Source organism: Rheinheimera gaetbuli (genome assembly GCF_054781935.1).
Genome location: NZ_BAAGTL010000024.1, coordinates 58,601 through 72,319 on the forward strand (window position 1 = coordinate 58,601; position 13,719 = coordinate 72,319).

9 protein-coding genes are annotated in these 13,719 nt (G+C 47.9%); 6 read left to right on the forward strand and 3 right to left on the reverse strand.

Annotated elements, in window-relative coordinates; all coding sequences use genetic code 11:
- Positions 1–145 precede the first annotated feature (145 nt).
- A complete protein-coding gene (gene yihA, locus ACYVIC_RS13990; RefSeq protein ID WP_460860911.1) occupies positions 146–772 on the forward strand; it encodes a ribosome biogenesis GTP-binding protein YihA/YsxC in 627 nt (208 codons plus the stop codon).
- 535 nt (positions 773–1,307) lie between these two features.
- Here the strand turns inward: yihA and polA are convergent.
- Positions 1,308–4,103, reverse strand: coding sequence for a DNA polymerase I (gene polA / locus ACYVIC_RS13995; protein WP_460860912.1), 2,796 nt, complete (start codon positions 4,101–4,103; stop codon positions 1,308–1,310).
- 558 nt (positions 4,104–4,661) lie between these two features.
- Here polA and ACYVIC_RS14000 point away from each other — a divergent pair.
- Complete coding sequence (locus ACYVIC_RS14000; protein ID WP_460860914.1) at positions 4,662–5,057, forward strand: c-type cytochrome; 396 nt, start codon at positions 4,662–4,664, stop codon at positions 5,055–5,057.
- A 256-nt stretch (positions 5,058–5,313) separates the two neighbouring features.
- Positions 5,314–7,860 carry a sensor domain-containing phosphodiesterase gene (locus ACYVIC_RS14005; protein ID WP_460860915.1) on the forward strand — a complete coding sequence of 849 codons (2,547 nt, stop codon included), beginning with the start codon at positions 5,314–5,316 and terminating at the stop codon, positions 7,858–7,860.
- Here ACYVIC_RS14005 and rep read toward each other — a convergent pair.
- Positions 7,834–9,849, reverse strand: a complete 2,016-nt coding sequence (gene rep, locus ACYVIC_RS14010; RefSeq protein ID WP_460860917.1) for a DNA helicase Rep — start codon at positions 9,847–9,849, stop codon at positions 7,834–7,836. The two genes, ACYVIC_RS14005 and rep, sit on opposite strands and share 27 nt — an antisense overlap.
- Before the next feature lie 140 nt (positions 9,850–9,989).
- Here rep and ubiK point away from each other — a divergent pair, with 140 nt between their 5' ends.
- Entirely contained in the window at positions 9,990–10,277 is a 288-nt protein-coding gene (gene ubiK, locus ACYVIC_RS14015; protein ID WP_460860919.1) for a ubiquinone biosynthesis accessory factor UbiK, read from the forward strand.
- A 73-nt stretch (positions 10,278–10,350) separates the two neighbouring features.
- On the opposite strand, the gene ACYVIC_RS14020 is transcribed toward ubiK, so the two are convergent.
- Positions 10,351–12,426, reverse strand: coding sequence for a M13 family metallopeptidase (locus ACYVIC_RS14020; protein WP_460860921.1), 2,076 nt, complete (start codon positions 12,424–12,426; stop codon positions 10,351–10,353).
- 221 nt (positions 12,427–12,647) lie between these two features.
- On the opposite strand from ACYVIC_RS14020, the gene ACYVIC_RS14025 reads away from it, so the two are divergent.
- A complete protein-coding gene (locus ACYVIC_RS14025) occupies positions 12,648–13,061 on the forward strand; it encodes a DUF350 domain-containing protein (RefSeq protein WP_460860923.1) in 414 nt (137 codons plus the stop codon).
- 10 nt (positions 13,062–13,071) lie between these two features.
- Positions 13,072–13,719, forward strand: a complete 648-nt coding sequence (locus ACYVIC_RS14030) for a DUF1190 domain-containing protein (RefSeq protein ID WP_460860925.1) — start codon at positions 13,072–13,074, stop codon at positions 13,717–13,719.

Consider the following 13,719-nt stretch of genomic DNA (forward strand, 5'->3'; position numbering starts at 1 on the left):
ACTGGCATACTAAGGGTAATAACCTTATTTTTTCTACCTATTTTACACGAAACTGTACAAAGTAGAATCCCATACATTACGCAAATGCTTCTGCCGATCTATCAGATCCGCTACAATAGCTACAAAATGTTCGCCGGAGAAGGCAGTGTACAAGTCAAAAATAAATTATCAAAGCACCACATTTCTTACCAGTGCGCCGGATATCAGGGCTCTTCCTGCCGATACAGGCATAGAAGTTGCTTTTGCTGGCAGGTCCAATGCTGGCAAATCCAGTGCACTTAATACGTTAACACGGCAAAATAGTTTGGCTCGCACCAGTAAAACACCTGGCCGTACTCAACTAATCAATACTTTTAGCCTGGACAATGGACGCCGCCTGATCGACTTACCAGGTTATGGTTTTGCAAAAGTGCCATTAGCAGTTAAAGAAAAATGGCAGAAGTCGCTGGCAGAGTATCTAACAAAACGACAGAGCTTAAAAGGCCTGGTGGTGTTAATGGATATTCGTCATCCACTGAAAGATTTAGATCAGGATTTAATTCAGTGGGCAGTGCAGAGCAAACTGTCAGTGTTAATTCTACTGACTAAAGCCGACAAACTTGCGTCCGGCGCCCGTAAGAAAACCTTACTTGAAGTACGTGAAGCTAGCTTGGCTTTTATGGGCGACATTACTGTGCATACCTTCAGTTCACAAAACAAACACGGCTTGCCGGAGCTGGAGCAGGTATTGGATCTTTGGTACAGTGCAGATAACACCGTGGTTGCTGAGTAACAGTGATAAAAAAACCGACACTCTAAGGTGTCGGTCATAGCAAACGGGGAGAAGCTATAATTTCAAATCAACAGGGTGTCTTATCGCTAAGACAGCTGCATTATACAACAAAATTTCCTCGTTTGAAGTATTTACTCTAAAAATCTTGCAAATTTTCAGCGTGCCGCCAGCAAATACATCGGCTGCATGCGAATAGCATCACCGCCAGCCGGATTAGCCATAAAAAAACGCCCCACTGCAAGCAGTGGGGCGGCTAAATAAGCCTACTTTCATATGCTGTAGCGAATTGCTCCAACAGCGAAAGATAGAACATCTTACCTCTGTACCCTACAGTGCAGATTTTAGCCAGCCCCGTGCAGATTGCAAGCTATATATGTAATAAAACTACATAAAGCGGATTTTTTTGCTTTTTGTCGTCAATTTGGTAATTAAGTTACCAAAAAAATACCCCGAACAGTGTCGGGGTAAACGGTTTTATCAGGAGAGACAAAATGTAGCTGCTTGTTCAGACTACTAACAAACACAAAAGTTCCGCTTAATGTGCCTGATCCCAATTATCTCCGTCACCTGCTTCAGCCAACAGCGGGACATCCAGATTAGCGGCCTGCGCCATCAGCTCAGTCAGCTGTTGTTTAGTTTGAGCCACCTTGTCAGCATCTACTTCAAACACCAGTTCATCGTGTACCTGCATAATCATTACCGCAGCAGGTTTTTCCTGCTGAGATAACCACTGATCTACCTTGATCATCGCTTTTTTAATAATGTCCGCCGCAGTACCCTGCATCGGCGCGTTGATAGCTGCACGCTCTGCACCTTTGCGACGCATCATATTTTGCGCATTAATTTCCGGCAGATATAAACGCCGGCCAAACAACGTTTCGACATAACCCTGTTCATGTGCCTGTTTTCGTGTCCGCTCCATATAATCCAGCACACCGGGGAAACGTTCGAAGTAGCGGTCAACATATTGCTGCGCTTCATTACGCCCAACGCCAAGTTGCTTCGCCAGACCAAAAGCTGACATGCCGTAAATTAAGCCGAAATTGACTGCTTTCGCGCTACGACGCTGGTCAGCCGTAACATCTTCAAGAGCCACAGAAAAAACCTCTGCAGCCGTAGCGCGGTGAATGTCACGCCCATGAGCAAAAGCGTCAAGCAACGCTTTATCCTGAGACAAATGCGCCATAATGCGCAGTTCAATTTGTGAGTAATCTACGGCAACAATCTTTTTGCCGGGCGGGGCAATAAATGCCTGTCGGATACGGCGTCCCTCTTCAGTGCGGATAGGAATATTCTGCAAATTGGGTTCTGTTGAACTTAAGCGGCCGGTGGCAGCAACGGCCTGATGATAAGAAGTATGCACCCTGCCACTTGCTGGGTGCTGCATTTTTGGTAACTTATCGGTGTAGGTGGATTTCAACTTACTTAAACCACGATGCTCAGTGATCAGTTTGGGAAAGTCGTACTCTAATGCCAGTTCGGCCAGCACTTCCTCAGCTGTCGAGGGCGCACCAGTTGGGGTTTTTTTCAGCACTGGCAGGCCCATTTGATCAAATAGAATTTCTTGTAGTTGTTTAGGTGAAGATAAATTGAATGTTTTACCGGCCTGCTGATAAGCCTGTTGTTCCAACTCTGTTATGCGCTGCGCTAATTGCTCACTTTGCTTGCTTAGCAAGTTGCTATCTATCAGCACGCCGTGACGTTCAATACGCGACAAAATATCGACCAGCGGCATTTCGATATCGCGCAGTACCGCTGCCAAACCACTATGTTGTTGCAACTGTGGCCATAGTGTTTGGTGTAATTGCAACGTAACGTCAGCATCTTCTGCCGCATATTGCGCCGCTTTTTCTATTTCGATCTGATTAAAACTGAGTTGCTTGGCACCTTTGCCAGCAATTTCTTCAAAACTAATGGTTTTACGACCTAAATACTTCAGTGCCAGGCTATCCATGTCATGGCGCGACGCCACCGAATTCAGCACATAAGATTCAAGCATCGTGTCAAAGCGGACACCTTTTAACACGATGTCATAACGTGCCAGCACACTTTGGTCGTACTTAAGGTTTTGCCCGACTTTGGCTTTACTGTCATCCTCCAGCCAGGGCTTTAGTTGCTCCAATACCCAATCACGTTTTAGTTGTTCAGGCGCACCAACATAGTCGTGCGCTACCGGCACATACCAGGCGCTTCCGGAGACAGTTGCTACCGACAAACCAACCAGCTCTGCCTGCATATAATCCAGACTGGTTGTTTCGGTGTCAAACGCGACCAGGTCGCTGCCATGCAATGTTGCCAGCATGGCTTTAAAGGTCGTTTCATCCAACACGGTAAGGTAATTAGTAGACAATTCGTCTGTTACTGTGTTGCCGGTATTTTCAGTACTGTCAGCGCTGGCAAACATATCCGGTTGTGCAGCTTTAGTCTGTGGCCTGGCGGCTGCCGGTTCATCGCCTAGTACCTCGCTTAGCCAGCGACGAAACTCGCATTCTTTATACAGGGCAGCAAGCCGGGTATTGTCGGCACTTTTTATTGTTAAGTCAGTTAATTGATAAGGCAGCTCAACATCGGTTTTAATAGTCGCCAGTTGATAAGACAGCTGCAACTGGTCACGGAATTCTTCCAGCTTGGCAACCATTGTCTTCGCACCACGAAAACTCAGTGTTGCCACTTTATCCAGCTGCAAATAAATCTGCTCAATAGAGCCCAACCCTTGCAATAGTGCTGCTGCGGTTTTTTCGCCCACACCCGGCAAGCCGGGGATGTTATCGACTTTGTCACCCATAAGCGCCAGATAATCGATAATAAGCTCCGGACCTACACCAAATTTATCTGTTACAGCTTGAGGGTCAAGCAGAGTATTGGTCATAGTGTTAATTAACGTAATGTGTTGATCAACCAGCTGAGCCATATCCTTATCGCCGGTAGAAATCAGCGTATGTCGCCCCGCAGCACTGGCCTGGCACGCTAAGGTGCCTATAACATCATCCGCTTCTACGCCACTTACACAAAGCAGTGGCAGCCCCATCGCTTGAATAATCTCGTGAAGAGGTGCTATTTGGCTGCGCAAATCGTCAGGCATCGGTGGCCGGTGCGCTTTATATTCGCTGTACATGTCGTTACGAAAAGTGGGCCCTTTGGCGTCAAATACTACCGCCATTTGCGTTGGCTGATACTGCCGCAACAGACTTTTTAGCATGTTGACTACGCCGTAAATTGCCCCGGTTGCTTCGCCTTTAGAGTTTGTTAAGTGAGGAGGAGAATGATAAGCACGAAATAAGTAAGATGAACCATCCACAAGGATCAATGGCGTAGTGTCAGTTGTCGGCATGGTATAAAGTCCTGAAACCATAAAGCTATAGCATGCCACAGCGGGCAGTTAGCTGCCAGTTCTGGGCTATACCTTAGCTGGCAAAAGCTGTGGATAACTTTGTGAAGAACAATAAGATAACGATGACCTTTCCAGCTGAAAAGATCCGCTATTATTAAATAAGTCGCTAATTTTAAAGAAAAATTAAGGGGTGAACTACAGAACCCATACTATTATTTTTATATTTCCTTAATGTGGAAAACACTTTTTACTAAGTGTTTTCCAGCGATATCAAGACTGCTTGTCAGCGCAGATATCGGCCGAATAGACTACCACAACTACACAAGATGCAAAGTACAACCGTTAAAAAATTTTGCTTTAAAAAAAACCATAATCCCAGCATAAAAGTATAAAGCAGTAGCAGCAATGGTTGCCGCCTAATTGCCCTTGTAGACAATTACTCATACCCCTGTAGGCGCAATAGGCAAAATGCTGTACTTTTCAGGGCTTCCCCTTCGAGCAGCTTGAAGGCTATAATGGCGTAAACTTTGTGCGGACATGACCACAGGAAAGAATAATATGACTAAATATACACTCGCTGTCGCCTTGCTGTTAGCGACCTTTGGTATTAGTGCCAGTTCAGATGCCGACAAAGAGGCGTTAGCCAAACGACTGGCGCCAATTGGCCAGGTGTATGTTGCCGGTGCGGCTGCCCCCTCTGATGCTGCAACATCGGGTCCGCGCAGCGGCGAGAAAGTGTATCAGACGGCCTGTTTTGCCTGCCATGGCACGGGTGCGCTGAACGCGCCGAAAAAAGGTGATGCTGCATGGAAACCAGTTATAGCGCAGGGCTTTGACACTATGTTAAAACATGCCATTGAAGGCATTCGAAATATGCCGGCACGTGGAACCTGCGGTGACTGTAGCGACGATGAGATAGCTGCAGCAATTAAATTTATGACCGACGGCGTTTAATCTTAGTATTCCCCCCTACTACAGGCCGCTATAACGCGGCCTTTTTGTTACTTAGTACACTAGTCAATGCTATTTTCGCTGCACTTATAGCTAAATCGTCCAAATGATACTCTTCCCTGCGCTTAAACTTTGTGCATAATGGAGTGCAATCAAAAAAAGTTGTGCCATGCTGGCAGAAACAACATACGAGTCAGGTTTGAAGGGAATAACAGAACCGGGTAAACAGCTTAGACAAGCCCAGATAAAGATACGCCGCTTGACGTTGCTAGCGCAACGTTACCAGCAAGCATACATTAGCCAGGGTGCTCTGCTTAAATTGTCAGAACTTGCCAGTACCATCAGTGATATGCGGGATTTCTACCCAGCTATTCACAAAATGGTGGCTGAGTTTCTACATGCCGAAAATTTCTATGTTGTGTTTTACGACAGCGATAGCCAGCAATACAGTCCACAATATTTCTCTGATGAAAAAGATCAGCAGATGATTGCAGATGTACCGTCCAGTGCTTTCTCCAGTGGTTTGACCGGCTATGTCGCTCGCACAGCGCAACCCTTGCTATGTGATGTTGGCCAATTCAAAAAAATGGTGGCCGATGGCCATATCAAAGCCCAGGGCTCACCTTGTGCACATTGGTTAGGTATTCCGCTGTGTCGTGGCAATCGCGTTATCGGTGTGATGGCGATACAGTCTTACAATCCTGAGCAACTGTACACTAATACAGATCTTCTGCTGTTCAATAGTATTGGCGGCCACACCATCACAGCATTAGACCGGGTAAAAAGCCGTGAGTTACTCGAAGATACTGTGCGCCAACGCACCCGACAACTTGAAGTCATAAATCAATCTTTGCAACGTGAAATTAAAGAGCGCACCTCAGCAGAACAGCTGCAGGCAGCACTTTACCGGATATCCGAACTGACCGCCAGCAGCAGCGATATGCAGAGTTTTTATCGCGCGGTGCATCAGGTGCTATCAGGCTTAATGCATGCCGATAACTGTTACATTGCGTTGCTGGATCAGACAAAGGCAAAATTAACTTTTCCATTTTATCTGGATCAGTATTCACCACCGGCGCGAGAGCGTCCGCTTAGCCGTGGATTTACTGAATATGTTATACGTTGCGCCGATGCCAGATTAATTAACGAGCAACAGGCTATAAAATTAGTCAACGCAGGTGAAATAAAACGCGGCATGGCAGATCCAGCCAGGCCCGCCCGTCACTCTACCAGTTGGCTGGGCGCTCCATTGCTGATAGACCAGCAGGTTATTGGTGTTATTGCGCTACAGTCTTACGACAAAGGTAACAGTTATGGTGATAACGAGCTGAATATATTGCGTTTTGTCTCGCAACATATTGCCGTTGCTATTCAGCGAAAACTAACAACCGAGCAACAAAAACGCCACCAGGAAGAGCTCGAACGCAAAGTGTTTGAAAGCACTCGGGAATTACGCCAGACCAATCTTTTTTTACGCTTACAGGTGGAAGAGCGAAAAAAAGCCGAGCAGAAGCTGTTTTTCGAGGCAAATCACGATGCTCTTACCGGCTTGGCAAACCGGCAAATGTTTTTACAACAACTTAAGCAGCAACATGCTTTGTATAAACGTCAGCCGCTACAAAGCATTGCTTTGCTATTTATCGATCTTGATCGCTTCAAACTAATCAATGATAGCCTGGGCCATCATATTGGTGACGCCTTCCTCATAGAAGTAAGTAAACGTTTACAAAGCACTGTGCGTGAGCATGATTTGGTTGCCCGCCTTGGCGGAGACGAATTTGTTGTTTTGCTCACCAGCCTGCTACATGAGCAGGATGCTGAAGATGTTGCTGAGCGTATAATTGAGCACATTCGTCTACCCTTCTTACTCCAGGGGCAGCAGGTGCAGTCTGGCGCCAGTATAGGTATCGCTTACTTCAATGTGCATCATAGTCAGGCCGAAGCCCTGCTCCGCGATGCAGATGCCGCTATGTATCAGGCCAAGTCGATGGGCCGCAACCGCTTTGTAATCTTTAATGAAACCATGCGTGAGCGTATGCTGCAGGCACTGACCATGGAGCAGGTTATTCAGCAGGCTCTTGAGCAACAACAATTTAATGCGATATTTGAGCCTGTATTGTGCGGCCAGGCCAGAAGCCTGTTAGGCTATGAGGTTCATACGCAATGGCAACATCCGCAGTTTGGCACTCAGCACGATTTCAGCAAATATGCAGCCGATGCCGGCCTGATGCCACAGATTGAGCAACTGATTTTACAGCAAGCTTGTCGTCAGCTTAATCTGAGTGATGATTGCAGCGGCTTACTCACTGTGCGCCTTAGTACCAGTCACCTGTTGCAGCAAGAATTGTATGACTGGCTGAAACAGCAAGTACAGAACGTTGAACAGAAACATCGATTGTGTCTGGCGTTTACTGAACGCGAGCTGTTGCAAGCCGGTAATGACGTTAGCCAGCAACTGCAATATCTGCGTAAACAGGATATACGACTTGCTATTCATCAGTTTGCCGCAGAGACGGCGCCAATGGGTTTGTTGATACAACAGCTATTTGATTTTGTTAAATTGGCACCGGCGTTCTGTCGTCAACTGGTCCGCAGCGAACAACGGCGCCAACTGTTACAAATGCTGCAAACACTGGCACTGCATTATAAGTTTCGTCTGTTAGCCGATGGCGTAGACAGCCCGGAGTTGCTCAACTTGCTGCTGGCAGAAGGCTGTTGTTTTATGCAAGGCAAGTATGTTGCAGACTTAATCTCAGCCGAGCAACTGGCCAAAACCCCCTCACTTGTTTTTAAGCAACTGGCGTAAACGTTCGATATGCGCTTGTCCGCTCTGCTGACGTTGCTCAGCCGTTTTTACCACTACCGCGCTTTGCCACTCTAAATCATCTGACGGCAGCTCGTGCAGAAACCGGCTGGGTTCAGGCCGGATAACTTCACCAAACTGCCGGCGCTCTCTGGCGTAGGTGAAAAACAGTTCACGCTGGGCCCGGGTAATACCAACGTAAGCTAAACGCCGCTCTTCCTCCACATTGTCTTCATCTATGCTGGTTTGATGCGGCAAAATGCCTTCTTCCATGCCAACCATAAACACATAGGGAAATTCCAGGCCTTTAGAGGCGTGTAGTGTCAACAATTGTACCTGGTCAGCATTGTCTTCCTGCTCCTGTCGCTCCATCATATCGCGCAATGTCAGTTTGGTGACGACTTCAGGCAAGGTCATTGGCTGTGCATCATCTTTGCCCTGCAGCATTTCACTGATCCAGCGATACAGTTCGTTGACATTTTTCAGCGCCATCTCTGCCGCTTTAGCACTACTGCTGGTTTCAAACAACCAGGCTTCATAATGACTCTGGCGAATTAAGTCTCTGATTGCCTCTGCCGGTTCAGCACGCTGTACATTATCGGCAATTGCAATTATCCAGTCAGCAAACTGTCTTACGGCGCTATGGGCACGGGCAGAAAGGTGCATCGACAACTCACTCTCACAGCACGCAGCAAACAAGCTGATATGTTTGTCTTTGGCCAAATTACCAATTTGCTGCAAGGTAGCGGCACCAATTTCCCGACGCGGTACGTTGATAACACGCAATAAGGCATTGTCATCATCCTGGTTTACTACCAGGCGCAAATAAGCCATCACATCTTTAATTTCAGTGCGGGAAAAAAACGAGGTGCCACCAGAAATTTTGTAAGGAATACGGTTAGTCATCAAGGCTTTTTCAAATACCCTCGATTGATGGTTCCCCCGGTATAACAGCGCATAGTCGCGATACTGGCTGCGATTAATAAAACGGTGTGAAATAATCTCTGCTACAACCTTTTCCGCTTCATCTTCTTCGTGTTTACACGGAATAACTTTTAGCGGCACGCCATAGCCATTCTCACTAAATAATTGCTTATCAAACTCATGCGGATTGTTGGCAATTAAAATATTGGCTGCTTTGAGAATACGCTCAGCCGAGCGGTAATTTTGCTCCAGCTTAATCACATTAAGATTGGGGAAGTCGGTTTTTAATAACGCCAGATTTTGTGGCCGGGCGCCACGCCAGGAGTAAATAGACTGATCATCATCGCCCACTACAGTAAAACGCTGCCGCTCACCTACCAACCATTTCACTAATTGATACTGGCTGGTATTGGTATCCTGATATTCATCTACCAGCAGATACTGGATCTTCTGCTGCCATTTTTGCCGCACCTCGGCATTGTGGGCAAACAGCAAGGTAGGCAGAAGAATCAAGTCATCAAAATCCAGCGCATTACAGGCATTTAATTGCTCAGTATAACGCTGATAATAACTGGCGAAACTGATATTTAGCGCATCGTTGGCCTCTGCCAGAGCTTTTGCAGGCAAGGTAAGTTCATTTTTCCAGTTGCTGATCCGACTTTGCAGCGCGCGCAATGAATCTTTATCGCCTTGCAAATCGTGTTCAGTCAGCTCTTTTAGCAGCGCCATGCTGTCTTGATCATCGAACAGCGTAAAGTTAGCCTTGTAGCCAATATGGCGGTATTCCTTTTTTAGGATTTCCAGCCCAAGTGTATGAAAAGTAGAAATAGTCAGGCCGCGGGTCGCTGCTTTTGGCAATTGCTGGTTTATCCGTTCACGCATTTCACGTGCGGCTTTATTAGTAAACGTTACAGCGGCAATATGCCTGGCAGGCATATCGCACTGCTCAATCAGATAGGCAATCTTGTTAATAATCACCCGGGTTTTACCACTCCCGGCGCCCGCCAATACCAGACACGGCCCACTAATGTATTTGACAGCAGCATTTTGTTGCGGATTCAGCTTCATTCACATACCCTTTTTGCAAGGCGGGCATTGTAACGAAAATTGCGGGTAAATTTCATTCGCGCACAACACTTTTCGCCGTAGAATAGCCAACACTATATAGCAACCGTCACTAACTGCCTGATGCAACACAGGAGCATAGCATGATCGATCCGAAGAAAATTGAAGATATTGCCAAACAAATCGGCAATGCCATTCCGCCTCAGGTGCGCCAGTTCGCCGATGACGTCGAAGCGAAAGTAAAACAAGTACTGCAGCACAAGCTTGCTGATCTGGATTTTGTCAGTCGTGAAGAATTTGATGTGCAACGCAACGTATTGCTGCGCACCCGGGAAAAGGTTGAAAAGCTTGAGCAGCAACTGGCTGCATTGTTAGCAGAAAAAACCCAGCACTTTGACAAGCAGGACCTGCCGTCGTCAGATCAGCAATAACTGTATAATCACCAGTAAGCTTAATTTGAACAGGGGCTCATCGCCCCTGGTCTGTTTGGCATTGCTGTGGTTGTTACCAGATTTTTACCCGTACTTTATCGTCACGGTACATACCGTCGCCTGGCTTCACATCATACGCACCGTAAAACTGCGGCATATTCGATAGCGTACCCAGTACGCGATACATGCCCGGTGAATGCGGCCCGGTAATGACTTGCTGGCGCAGCGCTTCGTCACGAAACTTAATCCGCCACACCTGGCTCCAGCCCATAAAGAAACGCTGCTCTGGTGTAAAACCATCAATTACTACGCCCGGTTGGCCTTGCAGTGAGTTTTGATAGGCCTTGTACGACACGGTTAACCCACCTAAGTCAGCGATATTTTCACCCAGGCCCAGTGCCCCCTGCAGGTGTAAGTCGTCTATTGGATTAAAGCTGCTGTACTGATCGACCATCAGCTGGGCACGTTGCTGGAATTGTGCAGCGTCTTGCTCTGTCCACCAGTCGCGTAGGTTACCATCACCATCTGAGCGGCGGCCTTGATCGTCAAAGCCGTGGGTAAACTCATGGCCGATAACGCCGCCAATAGCGCCATAGTTAACAGCGTCGTCAGCATCTACGTTAAAGAATGGCGGCTGCAAAATAGCGGCGGGAAACACAATTTCGTTCATGGTAGAGCTGTAATATGCATTTACTGTTTGCGGCGTCATGCCCCACTCGGTGCGGTCGACCGGCTTACCTAAACGCTCGATAGTACGCTGATACTCACACTCGGCGCTGCGACGCAGGTTACCGATCAAATCGGCAGCGTTTATTTCTACACAGCTATAGTCACGCCATTTATCCGGATAGCCAATTTTGGTATTAAATTTTGCCAGCTTAATTTGTGCCTGCTTTTTGGTTACGGGGCTCATCCACTCCAGCTCGTCAATCGACTGGCGAAACGCGCCGCGCAGATTTTCAATCATCTGGTCCATCCGCGCCTTGGCTTCTGGCTTGAAGTATTGTTCGACATACTTTTTGCCCACCATAAAACCGAGGTTATTGTCGACCAGGCTAACAGCACGCTTCTCACGGCTGCGTTGTTCCTGCAAACCATTTAGGGTTTTGCCGTAAAAATCAAAGCTGGCATCAACAAAGGCCTTGCTCAGGTTATTGGCATTGCTGCGCAGCAAATGAAACTTCAGATATTGCTGCCACTGCTCAACCGGCGTATTCGCCTGTAATTTGGCAAAAGCAGTAAAGTAAGTTGGCTGACGTACCACCAGTTCATTAACATTACCAAGGCCAGCAGCAGCTAAAAAAGCTTGCCAGTTAAAACCCGGCGCTAATTTGCTTAGCTCAGCCAGCGTCAGTTTATTGTAGGTGGCGTTACGATCGCGGTTTTGCACCCTGTTCCAGTGCGCAGCCGCAATTTGTTTTTCCAACGCGACAATATCTGCAGCCACTTGTTCGGCATTATCAAAGCCGGCAAGGGTCCACAGCCTGGCAATAAATGCCTGGTACTGCTCTAGCAATTCTACTGAACGGGCATCATCTTTTAGATAATAGTCGCGGTCTGGCAAGCCTAAACCTGCTTGCGAGGCGCCGGTAATGTATTGATTTGACTGTTTTTGATCCTGCCCAACGTAGACTGCTACCGGCGTACCGACACGATAGCGCTGCCAGTTACCCCATAATTCGGTTAGATCTGTATGGTTGTTAATATTTTCTATCGCAGCCAGCTCGCCGCGCAGTGGGTTTAACCCCAACACTTCGGCCAATTTTTCATCCAAAAATGATTGATATAAATCCGCAATTTTCTGCTCGTCCGAGCCTTTGGCATGCTGCTCTGCTGCCAGTTGCTGCACTATGGCTAATACCTGCTTTTCAGCATTTTCGCGCAGTTCGTCAAAACTGCCCCAACGCGCTTTGTCAGCTGGGATCTCGGTATTATCCAGCCATTTGCCATTCACATAGCGGAAAAAGTCCTGCTGCGGTGCCACGCTGGTATCCATATTGGCCAGCGTAATGCCCGAGCTTAAATCGCTCTGGCTTTTAGTTGCAGTTTGCGCTGCGGCACTATCGCTTGTGGTTAGGGTGCTGTTAGAACAAGCGGCTGCGCCAAGCGCCAGCGCAATACTTAGCGCCACTGTGGTCATTTTTTTCATCTTGGGTTCCTGGTTGAATAAATCACTATTGTTGTTATAACTGCTGCTATTTAGCTGATTACAGTGCCAGTGTAGGGCCCGGATCAGCGCTGTCTAGCGCTTAACGGTTAAGCGCAAGGCAATCTGCGATAAATAACCATGCACTACCGGCCGATTTAACTTGAACTACGTAGCGTTTTTGCGCAGGATCGGCGCCAGACGTTTTTAATAAAGGACTTGTCATGTTAGATACCGCCTTAACTTCACTGGCTGGCTTACCCGCCTTCGCCGCTTATTTTGGCTTGGCTGTTGTGCTGCTGCTGCTGTTTATCCGCTTATATACCTGGGTAACGCCGCACGACGAATTTGCCTTGATCCGCGCTAATAACCCGGCAGCCGCGATTGCCTTTGCCGGTGCTATTATTGGCTTTGCCTGGCCGCTTTCAAGCGCCATTACCCATTCAATGTCGCTGCTCGATTGCGCCATCTGGGGCGGCGTGGCATTAGTGGTGCAGGTGCTGACGTTTATAATCAGTAGTGCCGCACTAAAACAGCTGCCACAACGTATTACGCAGGGTGAATTAGCCGCAGGCATGTTCTCTGCCGGCTGTTCAATTACTGTCGGTATGCTAAACGCCGCCTGTATGAGCTATTAAGGAGCACCCTATGAGCAAAACATTTAAACGCAGCAAAACGGCCCGCTTAATAATGATGGTGCCGGCCGCCGGCATGGTTCTGGCTGGCTGTGGCGAAAAGCCGGTAGAGGTACAAGTATTTAATACGCCGGATGAGTGCGCAGCCTACTACAACCCGCCGGCAGAGTGCAAATCTGCCTTTGCCGATGCTAAAGCCTTGCACCCGCAGGTAGCACCACGCTATGCCAGCAAACAGGAATGCGAAACCGATTTTGGTAGCGGCCAGTGCGAGACTGCACCGGTAGTCGCAGCAAACAATACCGTAGCAACAAGCAGTAGTGACCAAGGCCAAACACAAAGCCAGCAAAGCAGCGGCTTTTTTATGCCTATGATGATGGGCTTTATGGCTGGCCAAATGTTAAATCGCGGCGGCATGGCTGGCGCACCACAACAACAATCTACTGCAGCAAACCGCTCTCCGGTTGCGAACCAGCCGCTGTATAAGTCCCGCGATGACCGTGGCACGTTCCGCACCGCCACTAATACCGCGGTAGCAACGCAGCCAGGCACGACAAGTATTAAACCATCCGCAGTGCAACCCAAGCCTGCCACTATGGCTCGCCGTGGCGGTTTTGGTGCTCAGGCAGCTAAACGCAATGTCAGCAGCTACGGTGGTTAA